Genomic DNA, 22,031 nt, shown 5'->3' on the forward strand with positions numbered 1-22,031 from the left:
ACGCGTCGGGATGTCCGTCCGCAGCGGAGGACGTACGGCCCGTTGCCGCACGGTGACCGCAACCCAGTCTCTTCGTAAGCTGCGGCCACACATCCCGCCACGTCCCCTCCGGCCGGTCCCCCGCTAGGGGCGCGGGGAACTGCGCGAGCAACCGGAACGAACCGGCACGTGGTGATCCGACCTAGGCACCGGCGTCTTCGGGGGCGCGGGGAACTGCGCGAGCAACCAGAGCGGACCGGCACGTGGTGAGCGGGCCTAGGCCACGGGTTTTCAGGGGCGCGGGGAACTGCGCGATCAGCCGGAACGGGCCCGCAGCCGCCCAACCACCCCGATCCCCCACCCACCCCCGGCGGCCTGTCAGGCCGAGGCCCGCTTGCGTGGGGGTGTCTTCTTGGCCGGGGTCTTCTTCGCGGCTGTCTTCTTCGTGGCGTCCGCCGTCGTTTTCTTGGTTGCCGCCGTTTTCTTGGCGGCCGTCTTCTTGGCCGTCGGCTTCTTGCCGGACGCCGGCTTGGGGGAGGCCTTGCGGGCGGGACCCTTGCGGAGGGGCTTGACGTCGGCGGCGGAGTCGGCGGCGTCCTCGCCGCGGGCCACCTTGGCCTGCCGCACACTGCTCTCCAGCGCGGCCATGAGGTCGATGACCTTGCCACCGCCCTTCTCGCCGGAAGGCGCGGCCGGCACCTTCTCGCCGGAGGCCTTCGCCGCGATGAGTTCCTCCACGGCCTCGCGATAGTCGTCGTGAAGGTCGTTGAGGTCGACCTCACCAAGGGTGTCCATCAACGCGTCCGCGAGATCGAGTTCCTTGTCCCGGACGGTGACACTGGAGTCGGGGGCGACACTCTCGGGCGTACGGATCTCGTCCGGCCACAGAAGCCCGTGCATCGCGATGACGTCGTCGACGACACGCAGCATCCCGAGCCGCTCACGCCCGCGCAGGGCGAACTTCGCGATGGCGACCTTCTGGCTGCGCTTCAGCGCCTCCCGCAGCAACGTGTACGGCTTGGCCGCCGGCACCCCGTTCGCCGCCAGGTAGTACGCCGTGTCCATCTGGAGCGGATCGATCCGGTCGGCCGGCACGAAGGCCACGATCTCGATCGTCCGGGCGGTCGGGATGGGCAGGGACGCCAGGTCCTCGTCCGTGATCGGGATCATCGACCCGTCCGCGTCCTCGTACGCCTTGCCGATCTCCGGCGACGACACCTCGCGCTCCTCCAGCTCGCACACCTTGCGGTAGCGAATGCGGCCGCCGTCCTCCAGGTGGATCTGGCGGAAGGAGATCGAGTGGCTCTCGGTGGCGTTCACGAGCTTGATCGGGATGCTGACCAGGCCGAAGGAGATGGCGCCGTTCCATATGGATCGCACGTGCAGCACCTTTCCGATCGGTTTGGGATGAATTCCGGGGATTCATTGTGAAATCGTGGGATTGTCATCCTATGACGCCGATCACGGAGGTGGAGGGGCGAAGGCTCGCGCTGAGCAATCTGGAGAAGGTCCTCCATCCGGCGACCGGCTTCACCAAGGGCGAGCTGCTGCACTACTACGCGACGACCGCCGAGGTCCTGCTGCCCCACCTCCGCGACCGGCCGCTGTCCTTCCTGCGCTACCCGGACGGGCCTGACGGCCAGGTCTTCTTCGCCAAGAACGTGCCGCCGGGTACGCCCGAGTGGGTCACCACGGCCGAGGTGCCGAGGTCGGAGGGACCGGCCCGCATGGTGCTGGTCCAGGACCTCGCGAGCCTCGTGTGGGCGGCGAACCTCGTGACCGAGTTCCACACGCCCCAGTGGCTGATCGACGCCCCGGGCGAGGCCGACCGGCTCGTCTTCGACCTCGACCCGGGGGCGCCCGCGACCGTCGTCGAGTGCTGTGAGGTCGCGCTCTGGCTGCGGGAGCGGCTCGCGGCGGACGGGATCGAGGCGTACGCCAAGACGTCGGGGTCGAAGGGGCTGCATCTGCTGGCGGCGCTGCGACCGACGCCCTCCGGCCGGACGACGGAGTACGCCAAGGAGCTCGCGATGGAGGCGGAGAAGGCGCTGCCGCGGCTCGTCGTGCACCGGATGACGCGCAGCCTGCGGCCGGGCAAGGTCTTCGTCGACTGGAGCCAGAACGCGGCCCGGAAGACGACCGCCACCCCCTACACCCTGCGGGCCCGGGCAGAGCCGACGGTGTCGGCGCCGGTGACGTGGGCCGAGGTCGAGGAGTGCCGGTCCGCCCGCCCGCTCACCTTCCTGGCCCCGGACATCGCGCAGCGGCTGCGGAACCACGGCGACCTGCTGGCCCCGCTGCTCGATCCGCGGCACGCGGGCCCGCTGCCCTGAGCACGGCGGGCCGAGGGCGGGGCTCACACCCAAGACGAGGGGGGACCACCTCACAACAAAGGAGCACCATGCAAGCACCACCGCCCTCCCGTACCGTCCGCCGCTCACTCGTCATCGGGCTGACGGCTCTCGCCCTCGGCGCCCTGCCCTGGGCACCCTCGGCCGCCACGGCCTCCCCGGACCGGGCCTCGGCACAGGTCCCGGGCGCCAAGGTGATCACCGAGTGGAGCGAGACCGCCGCCGCCGTGGTCAGCGTGGACGCCGCGCGCCCGACGGCCGAACCGTTCCTCTGGTACGGCTTCGTCTCGGCCGCCGTCTACAACGCGGTCGTCGGCATCGAGGGCCGCTACACCCCGTACAAGTGGCACGTACGCGGTCCTCGCGCCGCCTCGTCCGAGGCGGCCGCGGCGGCTGCCGCCCGCCGGGTCCTCCTGACGTACTTCCCCGCCTCGAAGGCCCGGATCGACACCGCCTACACCGCGTCGCTCGCGAGGATCCCCGACGGAAAGGCCGAGGACCTGGGCGTCCGCTTCGGGGAGCGCGCCGCCGCGCGGATCGTCGAGCTGCGTGAGAACGACGGGCGCGACAACCCGGTGACGTACGACAAGGAGCCCGCCCCCGGCGTCTGGCGCCCGACCCCGCCCGGCTTCAGGCCCTTCGTGAACCCGTGGCTCGGGAAGCTGCGGCCGATGCTCTTCGACTCGCCGGACCGGTTCATGCCAGGGCCGCCGCCCGCGCTGACGTCGAAGAGGTACGCCCGGGACTTCGCCGAGGTGAAGTCGATGGGCGCGAGGAACAGCCCTGGGCGGACGGCCCGGCAGACGGAGACCGCGCGCTTCTTCTCCGACCCCCTGCCGCAGCAGCTCCAGGCCGCCTACCGCGACCACACGGCACGGCACGGAATGGACATCGTCGAGGCGGCCCGGTTGTTCGCCGCCGCCAACACGGCAAGTGCCGACGCGACGATCACCACGTGGAACTCCAAGTTCACCCACGCCCTGTGGCGTCCGATCACCGCGATCCGGCTGGCCGACACCGACGGCAACCCCGCCACCGAGGCCGACCCGTCCTGGGAGCCGCTGCTCAACACACCCCCGTACCCGGAGTACATCGGCGGCCACTGCGCCAACGACGGGGCTGTCATGGCCGTACTGGACCGGCTGACCGGCGGTGACATCGACCTCCGCGTCTCGTCGGCGGTGACGGGCACCACCCGTACGTACACGCGGTCGGCCGACTACAACCGTGATGTGATCAACGCCCGGATCTGGAGCGGGATCCACTTCCGCACCGCCGACGTCCTCGGCAACCGGATCGGCCGGCACATCGGCAACTGGGCACTCGACCACCACTTCGCGCCGCTGCCCTGATCGGCGTGGTTCGAGCCGCCGCGCCGGTCCTGAGGCCCTCACACCCGCGTCCACGTGTGCCGGTCGCGGGCCACCGCGTGCAGTGCCTCGACGTCCGCCGGTTTCAGGGTTCCGCCGAGGCGGGTCAGCGTCGGGAGGTCCGTGTCGGTGAGCACGCGGGCCTCCCGCAGGGGGGCGGTGATGTCGAGGGCGGAGGGGGCGAAGACGGCCAGGACCGGGCGGACCTCCGCGGTCAGGGCGTACGAGGCGCGGGCGGCGTCGGCGCGTACGGCGCGGAGCAGTGGGTGCGGCTCGCGGCGGCCGACCGTGACCATCGGGTCGGCCACCAGGACCCGCTGTTTGCGGGCGTAGAGGGCGCGTACGGCGAAGAGTCCGCCGGGGCCGATGACGAGATGGTGGATGCGGTCGCCGCCCGGGAGCGGGACCGAGTGCAGGGTGTGCCAGCCCGCCCCGTCCAGCCGGTCCAGGGCCTCCCCCACCGCCTGCTCCGCCGCGAGCGCGCGCCGGCGTGGATCGGGGCGCATGCGGCGTGGGGCGGCCGGTTCGCGGTCGAGGGCGATCTGGAGTGCCTCGCCGGGCCGGTTCGGCGCGAGGTCGTCGTCCGGGTGGAGGGACAGCCGCGCGAGCTCCGCGGGCGTGGGCACGGGTGGCGGACCCACCGTCACCTCGCCGGTCAGGAACGGCCCGAGCACGTCGAGCACGTCCTCGCGCCGCTCCTCGCTGAGCAGGTTGACCCTGGCCGCCTCCCTGTCGTACCAGGCGACGTTCCTGCCGTCGGTGAGACAGACGTAAAGCCGCTCCTGGCCGTGGCGCCAGGTCGGTATGACGCGCAGTCCGCTCATGCACCATCACCCCACGACCATGGGAACAGGCGGGGTGCTCCAGGGGCAAGAAGCCGGTTACCTTTGGGGACAGTGGAGGGGGAGGCGCCGTTGCGGGATCGCGGGAAGCAATCCAATGCGCCGGCCCCGGACAGCCCGTGGAGCGAGATCGTGCCCGGCCTGTGGATGGGCGGGCACGAGTACACGGGCCGGTCGGGACAACCGGAGTTCGCCGTCGTACGAGACGAGTTCGACCTGGTACTGACCCTGCTGCGACTACCCGGCCACGGCCCCGACCCGGGCGTGGAACACCATGTGTGGCCGATCCCCGACGGACCGCTGGACGGCACCCAGCTGGCCGGTGTGATGCGGCTCGCGCGGACCGCGGACGAGGCGCGGGACGCCGGCCGGCGTGTCCTGGTCCGCTGCTACCACGGCTACAACCGCTCGGGCCTGGTCGTCGCCCACGCCCTGGTCCGCGCGGGCAGCACCGCCGAGGACGCGATCCGTCTGATCCGCTCACGCCGTTCCCCGTGGGCGCTGCACAACGAGTTGTTCGTGGAGTACCTGCACACCGGGCTCGACACGGTCCGGTTCCTCGAAGAGCTCGCCGAGTAGCCCGTTCCGGCCGGTGAACAGCGCGGGGAAACAGCGCCGGTGAACAAAAAGGACTTCCGTACGAATAGGGTGTACGGGCGGCGGTTATCGGCCATGGCCGGTGATCGCGGCACCACCCCGGCACCACCCCGGTCCACGCCGATCTCGCACCGGGCGAGTGGCCCTGACGCAGGAGCGCAGTGATCCACAACCGCCCCGCGGGCTCCCGCCGCCTCGCGCGCGCGGCGCTCGCGCTGCCCGTCGCCGCCCTGCTGCTCGCGGGCTGCGGCGATCCGGGCGATCTGCGCGGGTCGGGCCCGACGTCCACCGCCGTGGGCCCGACCCGGCTGTGGCCGGAGGTTCCGCCAGCCGCCTCGCCCGCCCTCGACTACGGCGAGGCGGACACCGAGACCGTCCAGGGCGTCACCGCGCCGGGCGACGACATCCACAAGGTCGACCCGGCCACCGTCTTCCGCGCGGAGATCGCCCGCCACCCGGATCTCTACACCGACGACGGGGCCTCGTACGCGGAGACGGCCCAGCGGACGAAGGAGTGCGGCAAGAAGGGCGAGCCTGGCCGGAAGTGCCCGGTCCTGCGCCCGTACTTCCGGGACATCACCGGCGACGGCCGGGACGACATGGTGCTCGGCGTGCGGATGCCCGAGAACCAGCTGGGCGTGCGCGCGTACACCTTCATCGGTCACCGGCTGGTCGAGGTCATGGCCACGACGGACAGCACGCTCAGCGTCCAGATCGCGGACCATGACGTGATCATCCGTTCGCCGTCGACGCTGGCGGGCTACGAGTACCGCACGGTGTGGTCCTGGGACCGCCGCCAGAAGGCGATGCTCGCGGCGAAGGACGAGATCCTGCGGGTGGGGTCGAGCGCCACGCCCAGCGGCCCCGCCCCCTCGCGTTCCCCGGCCGCGGACACCCGGTGAGGCGCCCGCGGCCGGCCGGGCCGCCCACCGGGATGCGGCGCCTGCGCCACTGGACGGCCACCCTCACCTGGAAGGCCGCCGCCTTCATCGCCGTGATGTGCTGCGGGCTGGCCGCGCTCCTCGGCACCCTCGTGCACGTCTCGGTGACCAACCAGACCGTCGGCGAGGCCCGCGACCGCGCGCTCGACCGGCTCGCCGAGGCGACGGAGGCGTACGAGGCGGGCGACCGGCTGCCGCACGGCGCGGGCGTCGGCCTGGCGGGCCTGCCCGTCGAACTGCGCACGCTCGCCGCGGCCGGGGACCGCGGCACGATGGTCGGCAGCGACGACCCGCACCCCACGATGTGGGCGGCCGGCCCCGCGAGCGGCGGGCGCGCGCTCGCCGTGCGGGTCGACTACTCGCAAGGGGTCCGCACGATCGACGGCCTCGACCGGGCGATCCTCGGCTCCTCGGCGCTGGCGATCGGCGTGACGCTGCTCGTGGGCGCGTTCGCGGTGACGCGCGTGACGCGGCGGCTGCACGGTACGGCCCAGGTGGCGCGGCGGATCAGCGCGGGCGACCTGGACGCGCGGGTGAACGATCCGCGGGCCGAGGACCCGACACGCCCCCAGGACGAGGTGGCCGCGGTCGCGGGCGCGCTGGACACGATGGCGTCCTCGCTGCAGGGCAAGCTGCAGAGCGAGCAGCGCTTCACGGCGGACGTCGCCCACGAGCTGCGGACCCCGCTGACCGGGCTGCACGCGGCGGCGGAGCTGCTGCCGCCGGGCCGCCCGACCGAGCTGGTCCGCGACCGGGTCGCCGCGCTGCGCACGCTCACCGAGGACCTGTTGGAGATCTCCCGGCTCGACACACGCAGCGAGCGGCTGGACGTGGACGCGGTGCGGCTCGCGGAAGTGGCCGAGCGGGTGGTCCGGGCGTCCGGCACGGACACGGAGGTCCTGGTCGTACGGGACGCGGTCGTGGAGACCGACCGGCGGCGCCTGGAGCGGGTGTTGGGCAATCTCGTCGCCAACGCGCACAAGCACGGGCGGGCGCCGGTGTCGCTGACGGTCGACGGACATCTCGTCACCGTGCGGGACCACGGTGACGGCTTTCCGGCGTACCTCGTCGAGCACGGGCCGCAGCGGTTCCGGACGGAGGGGGGCTCCAAGGGGCACGGGCTGGGGCTGACCATCGCGCTGGGGCAGGCGGGGGTGTTGGGGGCGCGGCTCCTGTTCGCGAACGCGGCGGATGGTGGGGCTGTCGCGTCGCTTTCGCTCCGCTGAGCCCCGGGGACAGGAAGGCGGCAGAGCTCGGGGGTGCGCGTGATCCGGCCTCTGCGGGTGCGTTGTGGCTGGTCACGCCGTTCCTCGCGCCCTGACGGGGCTTGGGCTGAGCGGTTGCTTGTCTCTGATGGCCCAGCATGGCGGGCGCGCCACGCAGAGCGCTCATAATGTGGCGATTAGTCAGCTCTGCCCCCTTCTGGAGGAGCCAGCAATGTCACTGCGTACCGCTCTCACCCGCATCGGCATAGCCGCCGCCGGCGGCGCCCTCGTCGTCGGAGCCGCAAGCCCCGCTCTCGCGAACGACGACTGGGGCCACCACAACAACGGCAGTCACCACAAGCTCTACAAAGGCGTCGTCACCGCGCCCGGCGGACTGAACCTCCGCGACAGGCCGACCCGCGGCAGCGCCATCGTCGGCTTCGTCGGCTACAACCAGAAGGTCTCCATCTTCTGCAAGACGAGCGGCGAGAACGTCCAGGGCAACCACCTCTGGTACCTCCTCGCGGACGGCACCTGGGCCTGGGCGACGGCCCGCTTCATCGAGAACATCGGTCCGGCGCCCCGCTGGTGCTGAAAGCCCGGCGCCCCTGAAGGGGCGACCGAGCTGCACCCGAGAAGCCCGTTTGACCCTCTATAGCGGGACATGGACTGTTTCGCTTGCTACGTTCCGGACATGCTCTCGCCCGGAACGACAGCGCAGGCGGACCCGCCCACTCCCGTCGTCCCCCTCCCCCGGCGCCGTGGCATCGAGTTCACCCTCATCGTCCTGGCCGTCCTGCTCTCCGTGTACGGCTACTGCGACGTGGGCATCGCCCGGACCGGATCGGTCCCGCCCGGCGCCGTCGGCTACGGCGCCGGGCTCGGCGTACTCGCGCTCCTCGCGCATCTCGCGGTGCGTCTGCGGGCCCCGTACGCCGATCCGCTGCTGCTGCCGATCGGCGTCCTGCTCAACGGACTGGGCCTGGTGCTCATCTACCGGCTCGACCTGGAGACCCCGGACGACCCGGCGGCCCCGACGCAGCTCGTCTGGTCGACGCTGGGCATGGGCCTGTTCATCGCGGTCATGGTGCTGCTGCGCGACCACCGGGTGCTCCAGCGCTACACGTACGTGTCCGTCGTGAGCGCGCTCGTCCTGCTCGTCCTGCCCATCTTCTTCCCCTCCGTGAACGGCGCCCGGATCTGGGTCAGGGTCGCCGGATTCTCCATCCAGCCCGGCGAGTTCGCGAAGGTCCTGCTCGCGGTGTTCTTCGCCGGCTACCTCGCGGCGAACCGCAACGCCCTCGCGTACACCGGCCGTCGCGTCTGGCGGCTCCAACTGCCCACCGGGCGCGTCCTCGGCCCGATCCTCGCGATCTGGCTGCTGAGCGTCGGCGTCCTGGTCCTGGAACGGGACCTCGGCACCTCGCTGCTCTTCTTCGGCCTGTTCGTGATCCTGCTGTACGTCGCCACGGGCCGCACCGGCTGGATCGCGGTGGGCCTGCTGCTCGCGGTGTGCGGGGCCGTCGCCGTCGGCTGGCTCGAACCGCATGTGCACAGCAGGGTCGAGGACTGGCTGCACCCGTTCGCGTCGATCGAGGCGGGCCTGGGTCCGAACCAACTCGCCCAGTCGCTCTTCTCGTTCGCCGCCGGGGGGATGCTGGGCACGGGACTCGGCCTCGGCCACTCCATCCTCATCGGCTTCGCCGCCAAGTCGGACTTCATCCTGGCCACGGCGGGCGAGGAACTGGGTCTGGCCGGCCTCTCCGCGATCTTCCTGCTGTACGGGCTGCTGGTCGAGCGCGGCTACCGGGCGGGCCTCGCCCTGCGCGACCCCTTCGGCCGGCTGCTCGCGGTCGGACTCGCCTCGATCGTCGCCCTCCAGGTCTTCGTGATCGCGGGCGGGGTGACGGGGCTGATCCCCCTGACCGGAATGGCGATGCCCTTCCTGGCGCAGGGCGGTTCGTCGGTCGTCACCAACTGGATCATCGTGGCCCTGCTGATGCGCCTCAGCGACTCGGCACGCGACCGGTCGGGGACGGCGACGGCCGAGGGAATCGAGGGAGTCAGAGGAGGAGCCACGCCATGACCGGGAACGGCCGCCCCATGACCCGTTACATCCGGCACGCCGCCGCCTTCTGTGCCCTGCTCCTGATCGCCCTCCTCGTCAACGCCACCCGCATCCAGCTCGTCCAGGCCCGCTCGTACGACGAGAACCCGGCCAACCGCCGCCACACCATCGCCCGTTACGGCCAGCCGCGCGGCGACATCCTCGTCGGCGGCAAGCCTGTCACCGGTTCCAAGGACTCCGGGGAGCAGTTCCGCTACGAACGGACCTACAGGAACGGCCCGTTGTACGCACCCGTCACCGGCTTCTCCTCGCAGGTGTACGGGACGAATCTGCTGGAGGGCGCCGAGGACGACATCCTGGCGGGCACCGACCCACTGCTGTCGCCGCTCCCCCTGTGGAACGACCTCACCCGGGCCCGCAACCCCGGCGGCCATGTCGTCACGACCCTCGACCCGGCCGCGCAGGAGGCGGCGTTCGCGGGGCTCGGCGACCGGCGTGGCGCGGTGGCCGCGCTCGAACCGTCCACGGGACGGATCCTGGCGCTGGTCTCCACCCCCTCCTACAACCCCGAGGAGCTCTCCGGGACGGACTCGGCGGTGGCCCGGGCCTGGACGCGGCTGAACCAGGCGGCCAACAAGCCGATGCTCAACCGGGCCGTGCGGCAGACCTATCCGCCCGGCTCGACCTTCAAGGTGGTCACCGCGGCGGCGGCCCTCGACGCGGGCGTGGTGGAGGACCTCGACGAGCCCACGAAGTCCCCCGCCCCCTACCGGCTGCCGGGCAGCTCGGTCCGGCTGACGAACGAGGTCGAGGGCTGCGCGGACGCGTCCCTGCGGTACGCCTTCACCTGGTCCTGCAACACCGTCTTCGCCAAGCTGGGCGTGGACGTCGGGGTGGTCCGCATGCGGGCGGGGGCTGCCGGATTCGGCTTCAACGAACGGCAGTTGAGGATCCCCTTCCGGGTCTCCCCCAGCACCTTCGACACCCGGGTGGACCAGGCGCAGCTCGCGCTCTCCTCCATCGGCCAGTACAACACCCGGGCGACGCCGCTGCAGATGGCGATGGTCGCCGGGGCCGTCGCGAACAACGGCTCGGTGCGTACGCCCCATCTGGTGGAGCGGACGACCACCGACGACGGCGACACGGTGTCGGCCACCGGGCAGCGCACCCTCCGCCAGGCCATGAACCCCGCCACCGCCGTACAGCTGCGCGAGCTGATGACGGACGTGGTGGAGCGGGGCACCGGCAAGAACGCCGCCATCCCCGGCGCCACCGTCGGCGGCAAGTCCGGCACCGCCCAGCACGGCATCCACAACTCCGGTACGCCGTATGCCTGGTTCATCTCCTGGGCGAAGGCCGACGACGCGATGGAGCCGGCCGTGGCCGTCGCGGTCGTCGTCGAGGACGCGGAGGCCGACCGGGGGGACATCAGCGGGGGCGGGGACGCGGCGCCGATCGCTCGGGATGTGATGGAGGCGGTGCTCACTCCGTGAGACGGGGGGTGTTGCGCTCCCGTCTCCCGACCTACCGTTCGGTTCATGACTCAGCCCGCAGCCGCGTACGAACTCGCCCAGGTGAACATCTCCCGGCTCAAAGCCCCGTTGGACTCCCCGCAGTTGAAGGACTTCGTCGACGCCCTCGATCCGGTGAACGCCGTCGCCGACGCCGCGGACGGTTTCGTCTGGCGTCTGCAGAGCGACTCCGGCAACGCGACGGACACGTCCGTCTTCGGCGACGACTGGCTGATCATCAACCTGACGGTGTGGCGGGACACCAACGCCCTGACCGCGTTCATGTACCAGGGACAGCACCGTGAGCTGCTCACCCGCCGCAATGAATGGTTCGAGCGGATCCAGGAGGCGATGACGGCTCTGTGGTGGGTGCCGGCCGGGCACCGGCCGACGGTCGCCGAGGCGGAGGAGCGGCTGCTGCATCTGCGGGCGCACGGGGCGACCGCGTACGCGTTCACGCTGCGGACGTCGTTCCCGGCCGGGGAGGCTGCGCCGACGGCCCTGTCCGAGGAGACTCGGGCCCTTCCCGATGTGGAGTGCCCTGTCTAGTCCCGACGTGGAGTGCCCTGTGTAGTCCCGACGTGGAGTGCCCTGTCTAGGATTCCGCGCCGGCCTCGATGGCCTCCTCCACTTCTGCGACCCGGGCCTTCTCCTCGGCGGCGAAGCGTTCCGCGTCCAGTTTTTCGGCCAGTTCCTCGTCCTGGGCCATGAGGAGGTCGAGGTTGGAGTTGCCCATGTCGAAGACGCCCATGTCGACGTAGGCTTGCTGGAGGCGCTTGCCCCACAGGCCGATGTCCTTGACGCACGGGACGATCCGGGAGAAACAGCAACTGGCGGAACAGCGCGAGGAATTCGGACCGCTCGCTGTACTCCTCCGCCTCCGCCTTGGGGATGCCGAAGTTCTCCAGGACCTCCACGCCGCGCAGCCGGTCGCGCATCAGGTAGCAGCCCTCGATGACGAACTCCTCGCGTTCGCGGAGCTCGGCGTCGGTGAGCTGCTTGTAGTAGTCGCGCAGCGCCATCCGGCCGAAGGCCACATGGCGGGCCTCGTCCTGCATCACGTACGCGAGGATCTGCTTGGGCAGCGGCTTGTCCGTGGTGTCCCTGATCATGCCGAACGCGGCCAGCGCCAGGCCCTCGATGAGCACCTGCATGCCGAGGTAGGGCATGTCCCAGCGGGAGTCGCGGAGGGTGTCCCCCAGCAGCGACTGGAGGTTGTCGTTGACCGGGTACAGCATCCCGATCTTCTCGTGGAGGAAGCGGGCGTAGATCTCCGCGTGCCGGGCCTCGTCCATGGTCTGGGTCGCGGAGTAGAGCTTGGCGTCCAGGTCGGGGACCGATTCGACGATGCGGGCCGCGCAGACCATGGCTCCCTGCTCGCCGTGCAGGAACTGGCTGAACTGCCATGAGGCGAAGTGCTTGCGGAGTTCGCCCTTGTCGCGGTCGTTCATCCTCGCCCAGTAGGGCGTGCCGTAGATCGAGATCGACTCGTCGGGGGTGCCGAGCGGATCATACGGGTCCACTTCCAGGTCCCAGTCGATCCGCTTCCGGCCGTCCCACTGCTTGTCCTTGCCCTTCTGGTACAGGGCGAGCAAGCGTTCGCGTCCTTCGTCGTACTCCCAGCTGAACCGTGCCGCGCCGGTCGCGGGCACCTGCCAGAGGGGGGCTCCGGGGTCCTTGGCGTACAGGTCGTAGGTGGACATGTCTCGCAGGCTCACACGTAGTAGACGACGGGTCAACAAGTTGCGCGCGAGGGATTGACGGGCTTGCTGACAAGCAGTCTCATAAGGAGTGACCGGCGGTAACCCCAGGTTTCTTCCCGTACGACGAGGTGGGCACAGCCATGACGACCGTTACGGAGGCCGAGGTGCTGCGCGATGCGCTCGGTCTGCTCAAGGACCGGGAGCAGGTGGCCGAGCGGCTGCTCGACTCCTCCGCGAAGCACTCCTTCGACCCGGACAAGGAGCTGGACTGGGACGCGCCCTTCGAGGAGGGGAAGTGGTTCTGGCCGCCGGAGCTGGTGTCGCTGTACGACACCCCGCTGTGGAAGCGGATGAGTGAGGAGCAGCGGATTCTGCTGTCGCGGCACGAGGCCGCCGCGCTGGCCTCGCTGGGGATCTGGTTCGAGATCATCCTGATGCAGCTGCTCGTGCGGCACATCTATGACAAGGCGGCGACGAGTGCGCATGTGCGCTATGCGCTGACCGAGATCGAGGACGAGTGCCGACACTCGAAGATGTTCGCGCGGCTGATCGCGTCCGGTGGGACGCCCTGGTATCCGGTGAGCCGGGCCCATCAGAACCTCGGGCGGTTCTTCAAGACGGTGTCGACCACGCCGGGGTCGTTCACGGCGACGTTGCTCGGTGAGGAGGTGCTCGACTGGATGCAGCGGCTGACCTTCCCTGACGAGCGGGTGCAGACGTTGGTCCGGGGTGTGACGCGGATCCATGTGGTGGAGGAGGCCCGGCATGTGCGGTACGCGCGGGAGGAACTCCGTCGGCAGATGGTTACCGCGCCTCGGTGGTCGCAGGAGTTCACGCGGGTTACGTCCGGGGAGTTCGCTCGGGTGTTCTCGGTGGCTTTCGTCAATCCCGATGTGTACGAGAACGTGGGGCTCGACCGGCGGGAGGCGATGGCTCAGGTGAAGGCGAGTGGGCATCGGCGGGAGGTTATGCAGACGGGTTCTAAGCGGTTGACCGACTTCCTGGATGACATTGGGGTGTTGCGGGGTGTGGGGCGGCGGCTCTGGAGGTCTTCGGGGTTGCTGGCCTGAGGGGACGGGGGTCGGGTGCGGGTTGTGTGGGGCTGGTCGCGCCCTGCGGCGGAGCCGCAAATGTCACCGCCTCGCGCCCCTGGGTCGGTGGGGGTGCGGTCCGGTTGCAAGGTGCGGGTTGTTTTTTGCGTCCGTTGTCGTGGGGGCGGGGACGGGCCGGGGGTATCCGTCCTCGGTCTGGCGCGAAATAGGTTGCCTTCAAGGGCGCCCGAGTTGACACGCCATCCGCTGCGGGCGGACACCCCCGCCCCATCCCCTCCGGCACGATGCCGGCTGCGGGCACGACCGGCCTCGCTCCTTCGCTGCGGCACGCATCCGCGGGAGGTTCAGGCACCGCCGCTCGGGGTTCAGGGGTAGAGGCCGGCGCGGAAGGTGAACGAGACGAGTTGGGCTCGGTCGCGGGCGCCGACCTTTGTCATGGCCCGCACTGCATGCGTTTTCACGGTGAAGGGCGACACGGAGAGCTGGGCCGCGATCTCGTCGTTGCCTAGGCCGCTCGCGACGAGGACGATCACGTCCCGCTCCCTGGGTGTCAGGGCGTCGAAGCGTCGTAGCAGTTCCTGGTCGATCAGCGGGGGCGGGCTGTCGGTCATGTGGCCGATGAGCGCGGCCGTCGCGGCGGCCGACAGTGCACCGCCGCCGCCTACGACCTCGGTGATTCCGGCTACGAGTTCGGCGGGGCTCACGGTCTTGCTCAGGAAGCCGTTGGCACCCGCGCGGAGGGCGGCGAGAACGATGTCGTCCTGGTCGAAGGTGGTCAGCACGATCACCCGCAGCTCTTCGGGTGGGTGTTCCTTGCGGATCCGGCGGGTGGCCTCGACACCGTCGATGCCGGGCATCCGGATGTCCATCAGGACGAGGTCGACGGGGTGGTCCCGGAGGTAGGGGACGACCTGGAGTCCGTCGGAGAGATCGCCCGTGACGACAAGACCGGGGTCGAGCCTGAGCATCGCTTTGATGCCGGCCCTGATCTCTTCCTGGTCGTCGACGATCAGAATCCGTGTCATCGGACGGTGGCTCCCAAGGGGCTGAACTCCGCGTGGACGCGGAATCGCCCGTCGTCACTGTCGATCGTCAGGCGACCGCTGGAGGACTCGACGCGTTCGCGCATGCCCAGGAGGCCGAGTCCGCTGCCCGAGCCGCGCTGTGTGTGACCGACGCGGTTCTCCACGGTCACGCAGATCCTGCCGTCGCGCTCGCGCACGTCCACTGTTGCCGTCCCCTCTCCATGCCGGTACGCATTCGTGAGTGCTTCCTGAACGACCCGGTAGACCGTCACGCCGACGCTGGGCTCCACGAAACCGGCCGGGATGTCGATGGAGGGACGGACGTCGAGGCCGATGCTCTCGAAAGAGGCGATGAGGCCTTCCAGGCCGCTGAGCGCCGGGGTCGGCCGGAGCGCCTCGTCGTCGGCAGTGTCGTCTCCGAGGCGGAGGAGCGCGAGGATCCGTTGTGTTTCGACGACGACGGTACGGGCGCTGGACCTGGCCGAGACGAGGGCCTGCCGGGAGGACTCGGCGTCTTCGGGCAGCCCGATCTCCGCGGCACCGAGATGCATGCTCAGCATCGCGACCTGGTGACCGATGACGTCGTGGAGGTCCCGGGCGATGCGGAGCCGTTCCTCGGTCACCCGTCGGGTGGCTTCGATCTCGCGGGTGGCGATGGCGCTCTCGGCCCGTTCCTCCAGGGTGCGCCAGTGCTCGCGATGGATGCGCAGCGCGGCCCCTGTCGCGCCTCCCGCCATGGCCGAGAAGAGTGCGGCGGCTCCCACGATCGCGCCGCCACGGAATCCTCCCAGCGTCATGAACGCCCCCAGGAAGGACGCCGCCACGATGCCGGTTCCGACGAGCGGCTGCTTCCCCCTGACGGTGACCGAGAACAGTACGAGCACCGCCATCATCCACACCGACAGGGGGTCGTGGCCCACCGCTGTGACGGCGAAGGACGCGGCGCTCGTCACGACCAGTCCTGCCCACGGGCTCCGCCAGGAGAGGGCGACGCCGCCACCGGCGAGGAGCACGGAGAGGGCCGTCGGCCAGTCCGACCCTCGCAGGATCGCTGCCACGATCTGGCCGGTGAAGACCAGGGCGGCCAGGGAATAGGCGATGAGGTGCAGGGCCTCGGGGCGGCGGACCCACAGGGGTGCCACGGGCTCGTCGTGGTTGTTGTGCGCCTTGGCCATGGCTTGATTCTCGTCCACGTGTGCCGCGGCCGTGTACTTCGAATGAAGTACACGGCGGGCCCGGTCCGGGTGCGGTGGGGGACGGCGGAAATCGTTCGATCCGAAGTGGATGGCAGAACTACTTCGTTCGAAGTACGCGGTCCCACCCGAGGCCGCCGAGACTCCTCGTCGAGGCGACCGTCTCACACCATCACGATCACAAAACGGGACACCCGATGACTCAGACCACTGTGAATCCGAGCACGACCACGACCTCGACGACGCTCTCCGGGCTCCGATCGCTCTACCTGATCCGGGTCGCCTTCTCCCTGGTCTGGGTGGCACTCGTCACCGCGACCTCCGCCTCGCTGGTGTCGACGGACAAGCCCACCGTGGCTGCGGCCGTGCTGCTCGTCGTCTACCCCCTGTGGGACGCCATCGCCACGCTCGTCGAACGTCGCATGGCCGCCGCCACCGGCTCCACGGACCGCGTCGGTACGGTCAACATGGCTCTCGGCCTGGCCACCACCGCCGGGATGCTCATCGCCGTCTTCTCCACCATCGGGACGACCCTGCTCGTGTTCGGCATCTGGGCCCTCCTTTCCGGAGCGGTCCAGCTCGTCGTGGCGATCCGGCGCCGGCGCACCCTCGGTGCCCAGTGGCCCATGGTCATCAGCGGCGGCCTGTCCGTCCTCGCCGGTGCCTCCTTCGCCGCCATGTCCTCCTCTGCGACGAGCAGCCTGTCCACCCTCGCCGGATACTCCGCCTTCGGCGCCTTCTGGTTCCTCGTCTCCGCCATCGCCCTCAGCATCCGCGGCCGACGCGAAAATCGTTGACCATCGCCCCGGGCGGCGCAGCGTCCGTGGCCGGCTCTCGAACCACCCGCTCGACCAGGAGCCGCGCGGCGCGCAGCCGCTCCCATCAGCCCCGCCCCACTCAGCCCGTCCGGCGTTTGAGGACGAGGCCGCCAGGCCGATGCCCCACCCACCCACGGCCAGCCAACCCACCCCGCCAGCCCGGCACCACCCAGCCCGTCCGGCGTTTGAGGACAAGGCCGTTCAGGCCGATGAGCGGGGGTCTGGGGGCGGCAGCCCCCAGGGATGGGACGGGTAGGGGCGGCGGGGGCGAGAAAGGTTACGCTGCGGGACATGACCTCGGAGGTTCCCACACGCGCGTATCGGCGGCTCAGTGTCGAGGAGCGGCGGAGCCAACTGCTCGACGCGGCGCTGTCGTTGTTCGCGGCCCGGGCCCCCGAGGACGTCTCCCTGGACGATGTCGCGGAAGCGGCCGGCGTATCGCGCCCCCTGGTGTACCGGTACTTCCCCGGCGGCAAGCAGCAGTTGTACGAAGCCGCACTGAGGTCCGCCGCCGAAGAGCTGGAGCACTGTTTCGCCGAACCCCCGGAGGGCCCGCTCACCCAGCGGCTCTCCAACGCCCTCGACCGCTACCTCGCCTTCGTTGACGAGCACGACGCCGGATTCAGCGCGCTGTTGCAGGGCGGAAGTGTCGTCGAGACGTCACGGACCACGGCCATCGTGGACGGCGTGCGACGGGCCGCCGCCGAGCACATCCTGGTTCATCTGGAGGTCGAGGAGCCGGCACCCCGGCTCCGGATGACCGTCCGGATGTGGATCACGGCGGTCGAGGCCGCCTCCCTGATCTGGCTGGATGAAGAGAAGGAACCGCCGCTGGACGAGCTGCGGGACTGGCTCGTCGAGCAGTTCGTCGCGTGTCTCGTGGCGACCGCGGGGCGCGACGCCCAGGCCGCCGGTGCCGTACGGGCCGCGCTCGCGATGGAGCCCGCGGACGGCCCGATGGGCACGTTCGCCCGGGCGGTGCTGCCCGTCGTGAGCGACGCGGCCCACCTGCTGTGACACTGGCTGCGTGAAGAGCGAAGACACCCCCTTCGAAGGCGGCCCCCTGGACGGCCGGGTGCTGCCGGTCCTGCTCGGTCCGACCGGACACCCGCCGAAGGTGTACCGGGTCCCGGTCCCGGACAACGCCGGTGGCCCGCCGACCGTGCTCGTCTACCGGCGCGTGCAGTCGGGGACCAGCAGGCGGCTCGCGCTGCATCAGGGATGGAAGTACCAGTACTCCGCCGAAGGTGAAGGGGGCGCGGACACGAGCGGCGGCAGGCTCCGGTGGCCGTGGTCCAAGCCGGTCATCAAGCCAGACGCCACGCCGGACGGCAAGTCGGACGACACCGACGAGTGACCTTGTTGGGCCGGATCGCCCACGCTCGCCGCGCGGGGCTCGCGCGCGCGTCTGACGCTCGTGGTGCGGAGGAGCGGAAGGGCCGCGCCCCGCACCGGAGGTGATGACGTGTCAGGAAGGCTTCTGCGGCTGGTCTGTACGGCGGCGATCGCGGCCGGCGCCGTCCTCGCACCCGGGCCCGCGGCGGCGGTGCCCGAGCCCGGTGAGAGTCCGGTGGCCGAGCCCGGTGAGAGCCTTGCACCGGATTCCGTACCGGAGGGCGAGCCGTCCGTCGCCGAGTTGCTGACCGACCTCCAGCGGCTGTACCGGGAGGCCGAGGAGGCGACCGAGACGTACAACGCGACCGAGGAGAAGCTGAAGCGGCAGCGGACCGAGGTCGCCAGGCTCAACGGGCGCCTCTCCGCGGCCAGGCTCTCGCTCCAGGGCAGCCGCGGCGCCGCCGGACGGCTCGCCCGGCAGCAGTACCAGGGCACGAGCGAGATCTCCTCGTACGTACGGCTGCTGCTCGCCCGCGATCCTCAGCACGCGCTCGACCAGGGCCAGGTGATCCGGCAGGTCTCGCTGGAGCGCGCCGGAACGGTCGACCGGCTGGCGGTGGACGAGCGGAGGAGCGACAGGCTGGCGCGGGAGGCCCGCCGCGCGCTCGACGAGCAACTCACCCTCGCCGAACGGCAGAAGAAGGACCGCGACCTCGTGGGCAAGCGGCTGAAGGACGTCGAGGAGCTGCTCGTCTCACTGAGCGCCGAACAGCTCGCCCGGGTCGCCGAGTTGGAGAAGTCGGGCGTGGCCGAGGCGCAGGACGAGCTCGTGACCTCGGGTGCGCTGAGCAGTGCGCGGCCGCCCTCCCGTGAAGGCGACGAGGCGCTGCGCCATGCCGTGGACCAGATCGGCAAGCCGTACGAGTGGGGCGCCGAGGGACCGGACACGTACGACTGCTCCGGTCTCACCTCGGAGGCCTGGGGCAGCGCGGGCCGCGCCATTCCCCGTACCAGCCAGGAGCAGTGGGCCCAACTGCCTCGCGTGGAGCTGAACGAGCTGCGTCCGGGGGACCTGGTCGTCTACTTCCCCGAGGCCACCCATGTCGCCATGTACCTGGGTGATGGCATGGTCGTCCAGGCTCCGAGGCCTGGGGCGACGGTCAAGGTGTCCCCCATCGCCGCCAATCCCGTACTGGGTGCCGTTCGGCCGGACCCAGACGGAGAGCCCCTGCAGACCTACACCCCGCCGGAGCTCCCGGAGGGCGCGACGGACGGTTCGGACGAGGGCTACAGCACCACTTCCCACCCAGGGGCGCTGGGAACTGCGCAATCAGCCACGACCGATCCGCACCCGAGGTGAGAGCTCAGGAGAGCGGCCAGTTGCGCAGAGCGGCGTCGGCCATCTCCTGGAGTTCGTCGCGGCCCACACCGCTCGCGGCCTGCACGGCGATGCCGTACCCCAAGGCGGTGAGGTAGCGGGCCAGTAGCCCCGGGTCCGTCTCCGGAGGCAGGTCGCCGTCGTCGACGGCCCGCTGGAACCGCTCTCGGATGAGGGTGTAGCCGTCGTCACGCCAGGCGACGAGAAGGTCACGGACCTCCCGCCCGGAGTCACTGACGGTCAGGGCGCTCTGGACGCCCAGGCAGCCGTTGGGATGGGCCGGGCGGGTGGTGGTCCGAATGGTGCCGGCCAGGATCGCGGTGGCGACGCCGAGGGCGGTCGGCTCTTCCAGGGCCCGGGGCACGTAGGCGCTCGGGCCTTCGGTGTACCGCTCCAGGGCCTTGCGGAACAGCGCCTCCTTGTTGCCGAAGGCCGCGTACATGCTGGTGGTGGAGATGCCCATGGCATTCGTCAGGCAGGCCAGGCTGGCCCCCTCGTAGCCGTGCTCCCAGAAGACCAGCATGGCCCGTTCGAGAGCCTCGTCGGCGTCGAACCCTCGCGGTCGGCCGATGGGGCCGCTCTGTTTCGTCTCCACCCGCGCAGTCTACCTCTTCCGCATCGATCGATGCGGAAGTGCTATCGTTCGACTTCTGCAGAGATCGCTGCAGAAGTCGAAGGAGGCTGTTCACGTGGGGTTGCTCGAGGGGAAGACCGCTCTCGTCACCGGGGGCAGCACCGGAATCGGCCTGGCCGGCGCCGTGCGACTGGCGGCCGAGGGTGCGCATGTGTTCATCACCGGCCGCCGCAAGACCGAACTCGACGCGGCCGTGGAAGCGATCGGTTCAGCCGCCACCGCGGTGACCGGCGACATCTCGGACCTGGCCGACCTGGACCGGCTCTACGAGACGATCCGCAGCCGGGGACGAGGTCTGGACGTACTGTTCGCGAACGCCTCCGTCGCCGAGCTCGTGACGCTCGAGGAGGTCACCGAGGAGCACTTCGACACCCTCTTCGGCATCAACGTCCGGGGCACGCTGTTCACCGTCAAGAAGGCGCTGCCCCTGCTCAACGACGGCGCCTCGGTGATCCTGAACGGCTCCACCAACGTGGACGTCGGCGATGAGGCGCTCGGCGTGTACGCGGCGACCAAGGCCGCCACTCGATCATTCGCCCGGACCTGGGCCAACGAACTCAAGGGGCGCGGCATCCGGGTCAACACCGTTACGCCCGGCCCGACCGACACCCCCGCCCTGTCGGCCCTCACTCCCGACCCGGAGCGGTTCCAGCGGCAACTGGCGGCACGTGTGCCGCTGGGCCGGCTCGGGCGCCCGGAGGAGGTCGCCGCCGCGGTGGCCTTCCTCGCCTCCGACCAGAGCAGCTTCATCACCGGTTCGAGCCTGTACGTCGACGGCGGTCTGAACCAGATCTGAGTTCCATGACCGCGCATCCGGAGGTCATTCCATGTCCGACAGCGATCTGCGCGCTTTCTACCTGCGCTATATCGAGCAGCTCAACGCCCACAAGTTCGACGGTATGGACGAATTCATCGACGACCGGACCACGTTGAACGGTGTGCCCGTCACCCGGAACGACGTTCTCTCGGTTCAGAGGCAGGCCGTGGACGCGGTTCCGGACCTCCACTGGGAGCTCAAGGAACTGCTCTTCGACGGTGACCGGCTGGCCGCCCGTCTGATCAACACGGGCACTCCGGTGAAGGAATGGCTCGGCGTGGCCCCCACCGGCGCCTCGTTCGAGATCGTCGAATACGCCATCTACCAGGTCCGCGACGGGCGGTTCGTGCATATGACCGCTCTGCACGACGCCGGTGAAATGCGCCGTCAGTTGACCGGTTGATCTCCCGGATCGGCGTCAGCAACGCAGAGAACTGTCCGGACACCGATATCGGCCCACTCGGGCCACTTGATTCTGGAGGAAAGGCATGACCGTCACACTGATCACCGGGGCCAACAAGGGCATCGGCTTCGAGACAGCCAGACAACTTCTGGAGCTGGGCCACGTCGTCTACATAGGAGCGCGTGACGTCGAGCGGGGCAAGAAGGCCGCCGCGGAGCTCGGCGCACAGTTCGTGCAGCTCGATGTGACCGACGAGGCATCGGTGAGCAGCGCGCTGGCGACGATCGATTCGGCCGAGGGCCGGCTCGACGTTCTCGTGAACAACGCCGGAATCCTCGGGAGTGACGTCATCAACGGTCCCGAGGCAGTGCGGGTATTCGACACCAACACGGTGGGAGTCGTGCGCGTCACGGAGGCGGCCCTTCCCCTGTTGCGCAACTCCTCGAACCCCACCGTGGTCAACGTTTCGAGCAGCCTCGGGTCGTTCTGGGCGGTGAACAACCCCGACCGGCCGGAGTTCAACGTGCCATTGGCGCTCTACTCCGCGTCCAAGTCAGCCGCGACCATGCTCACGGTGCAGTACGCAAAGTCCCAGCCGGGCATCAAGTTCAATGCCCTTGAGCCCGGCACCACCGCCACCGACATGACCGCGGCCCTCGGAATCGGAAGGCCGGTGGAAGAGAGCGCCAGAACTGTGGTGCGCCTGGCAACCCTCGACGCGGACGGCCCCACAGGAACTCTCCAGGACGAGAACGGGGAGTTGCGCTGGTAGCTGGGCAAGCACGCACGCGTCGAGGGGCAGCGCGACT

General features: G+C 70.2%; 22 protein-coding genes and 1 pseudogene. 17 read left to right on the forward strand and 6 right to left on the reverse strand.

The window, feature by feature from the left end; translation table 11 throughout:
* Positions 1–357: 357 nt before the first annotated feature.
* Complete coding sequence (ku, locus tag QF035_RS18375) at positions 358–1,359, reverse strand: non-homologous end joining protein Ku (RefSeq protein WP_307521446.1); 1,002 nt, start codon at positions 1,357–1,359, stop codon at positions 358–360.
* Between the two features lie 71 nt (positions 1,360–1,430).
* On the opposite strand from ku, the gene ligD reads away from it, so the two are divergent.
* Positions 1,431–2,312, forward strand: coding sequence for a non-homologous end-joining DNA ligase (gene ligD, locus QF035_RS18380; protein ID WP_307521447.1), 882 nt, complete (start codon positions 1,431–1,433; stop codon positions 2,310–2,312).
* Positions 2,313–2,380: 68 nt separating this feature from the next.
* The gene (locus QF035_RS18385) at positions 2,381–3,682 is read left to right on the forward strand and encodes a vanadium-dependent haloperoxidase (protein WP_307521449.1); all 1,302 of its coding nucleotides are present in this window, start codon (positions 2,381–2,383) and stop codon (positions 3,680–3,682) included.
* 38 nt (positions 3,683–3,720) lie between these two features.
* Here the strand turns inward: QF035_RS18385 and QF035_RS18390 are convergent, their stop codons facing one another.
* Entirely contained in the window at positions 3,721–4,524 is an 804-nt protein-coding gene (locus QF035_RS18390) for a nuclease-related domain-containing protein (RefSeq protein WP_307521450.1), read from the reverse strand.
* 90 nt (positions 4,525–4,614) lie between these two features.
* Here QF035_RS18390 and QF035_RS18395 point away from each other — a divergent pair, with 90 nt between their 5' ends.
* The 7 genes from QF035_RS18395 (at position 4,615) to QF035_RS18425 (ending at position 11,413) form a co-directional block, all read left to right on the forward strand.
* Positions 4,615–5,121, forward strand: a complete 507-nt coding sequence (locus QF035_RS18395; protein WP_307521451.1) for a protein-tyrosine phosphatase family protein — start codon at positions 4,615–4,617, stop codon at positions 5,119–5,121.
* A 179-nt stretch (positions 5,122–5,300) separates the two neighbouring features.
* Complete coding sequence (locus QF035_RS18400; protein ID WP_307521452.1) at positions 5,301–6,041, forward strand: hypothetical protein; 741 nt, start codon at positions 5,301–5,303, stop codon at positions 6,039–6,041.
* A gap of 32 nt (positions 6,042–6,073) precedes the next feature.
* Entirely contained in the window at positions 6,074–7,306 is a 1,233-nt protein-coding gene (locus QF035_RS18405) for an ATP-binding protein (RefSeq protein WP_307531215.1), read from the forward strand.
* 211 nt (positions 7,307–7,517) lie between these two features.
* Positions 7,518–7,880: an SH3 domain-containing protein gene (locus QF035_RS18410; RefSeq protein WP_189837604.1), complete on the forward strand. Its 363-nt coding sequence runs from the start codon at positions 7,518–7,520 to the stop codon at positions 7,878–7,880.
* 99 nt (positions 7,881–7,979) lie between these two features.
* Positions 7,980–9,371: an FtsW/RodA/SpoVE family cell cycle protein gene (locus QF035_RS18415; protein WP_307521455.1), complete on the forward strand. Its 1,392-nt coding sequence runs from the start codon at positions 7,980–7,982 to the stop codon at positions 9,369–9,371.
* Positions 9,372–9,388: 17 nt separating this feature from the next.
* Positions 9,389–10,846 carry a peptidoglycan D,D-transpeptidase FtsI family protein gene (locus QF035_RS18420; protein WP_307531216.1) on the forward strand — a complete coding sequence of 486 codons (1,458 nt, stop codon included), beginning with the start codon at positions 9,389–9,391 and terminating at the stop codon, positions 10,844–10,846.
* Positions 10,847–10,891: 45 nt separating this feature from the next.
* On the forward strand, positions 10,892–11,413 hold the full coding sequence (locus tag QF035_RS18425) for a DUF3291 domain-containing protein (RefSeq protein ID WP_307521456.1): 522 nt from the start codon (positions 10,892–10,894) through the stop codon (positions 11,411–11,413).
* Positions 11,414–11,459: 46 nt separating this feature from the next.
* Here QF035_RS18425 and QF035_RS18430 read toward each other — a convergent pair.
* Positions 11,460–12,567 (reverse strand): annotated as a pseudogene (locus QF035_RS18430) (ferritin-like domain-containing protein).
* A gap of 140 nt (positions 12,568–12,707) precedes the next feature.
* Here QF035_RS18430 and QF035_RS18435 point away from each other — a divergent pair.
* Positions 12,708–13,637: an AurF N-oxygenase family protein gene (locus tag QF035_RS18435; RefSeq protein WP_307521457.1), complete on the forward strand. Its 930-nt coding sequence runs from the start codon at positions 12,708–12,710 to the stop codon at positions 13,635–13,637.
* Between the two features lie 347 nt (positions 13,638–13,984).
* Here the strand turns inward: QF035_RS18435 and QF035_RS18440 are convergent, their stop codons facing one another.
* Both QF035_RS18440 and QF035_RS18445 read right to left on the reverse strand, forming a co-directional pair.
* Positions 13,985–14,644 (reverse strand): response regulator transcription factor, encoded by a 660-nt coding sequence (locus tag QF035_RS18440; protein ID WP_307521459.1) that lies wholly within the window; start codon positions 14,642–14,644, stop codon positions 13,985–13,987.
* On the reverse strand, positions 14,641–15,819 hold the full coding sequence (locus QF035_RS18445) for a sensor histidine kinase (protein ID WP_307521461.1): 1,179 nt from the start codon (positions 15,817–15,819) through the stop codon (positions 14,641–14,643). The genes QF035_RS18440 and QF035_RS18445 overlap by 4 nt, the downstream gene beginning before the upstream one ends.
* Positions 15,820–16,034: 215 nt before the next feature.
* Between QF035_RS18445 and QF035_RS18450 the strand changes: the two genes are divergently transcribed.
* From QF035_RS18450 to QF035_RS18465, 4 genes are all read left to right on the forward strand, one after another.
* Positions 16,035–16,634 carry a DUF308 domain-containing protein gene (locus QF035_RS18450; protein ID WP_307521463.1) on the forward strand — a complete coding sequence of 200 codons (600 nt, stop codon included), beginning with the start codon at positions 16,035–16,037 and terminating at the stop codon, positions 16,632–16,634.
* A gap of 312 nt (positions 16,635–16,946) precedes the next feature.
* Positions 16,947–17,672, forward strand: a complete 726-nt coding sequence (locus QF035_RS18455; RefSeq protein WP_307521465.1) for a TetR/AcrR family transcriptional regulator — start codon at positions 16,947–16,949, stop codon at positions 17,670–17,672.
* A gap of 10 nt (positions 17,673–17,682) precedes the next feature.
* Positions 17,683–18,012: a hypothetical protein gene (locus QF035_RS18460; RefSeq protein ID WP_307521467.1), complete on the forward strand. Its 330-nt coding sequence runs from the start codon at positions 17,683–17,685 to the stop codon at positions 18,010–18,012.
* A 108-nt stretch (positions 18,013–18,120) separates the two neighbouring features.
* A complete protein-coding gene (locus tag QF035_RS18465) occupies positions 18,121–19,350 on the forward strand; it encodes a C40 family peptidase (RefSeq protein ID WP_307521468.1) in 1,230 nt (409 codons plus the stop codon).
* 4 nt (positions 19,351–19,354) lie between these two features.
* Here the strand turns inward: QF035_RS18465 and QF035_RS18470 are convergent, their stop codons facing one another.
* Positions 19,355–19,963: a TetR/AcrR family transcriptional regulator gene (locus QF035_RS18470; protein ID WP_307521470.1), complete on the reverse strand. Its 609-nt coding sequence runs from the start codon at positions 19,961–19,963 to the stop codon at positions 19,355–19,357.
* A 94-nt stretch (positions 19,964–20,057) separates the two neighbouring features.
* On the opposite strand from QF035_RS18470, the gene QF035_RS18475 reads away from it, so the two are divergent.
* The 3 genes from QF035_RS18475 (at position 20,058) to QF035_RS18485 (ending at position 21,994) form a co-directional block, all read left to right on the forward strand.
* Positions 20,058–20,798, forward strand: coding sequence for an SDR family NAD(P)-dependent oxidoreductase (locus tag QF035_RS18475; RefSeq protein WP_307521471.1), 741 nt, complete (start codon positions 20,058–20,060; stop codon positions 20,796–20,798).
* Between the two features lie 31 nt (positions 20,799–20,829).
* Positions 20,830–21,222, forward strand: coding sequence for an ester cyclase (locus QF035_RS18480; protein ID WP_307521473.1), 393 nt, complete (start codon positions 20,830–20,832; stop codon positions 21,220–21,222).
* A gap of 85 nt (positions 21,223–21,307) precedes the next feature.
* On the forward strand, positions 21,308–21,994 hold the full coding sequence (locus tag QF035_RS18485; protein ID WP_307521474.1) for an SDR family NAD(P)-dependent oxidoreductase: 687 nt from the start codon (positions 21,308–21,310) through the stop codon (positions 21,992–21,994).
* Positions 21,995–22,031 lie beyond the last annotated feature (37 nt).

The organism is Streptomyces umbrinus (genome assembly GCF_030817415.1).
Taxonomy (GTDB): Bacteria; Actinomycetota; Actinomycetes; order Streptomycetales; family Streptomycetaceae; genus Streptomyces; species Streptomyces umbrinus_A.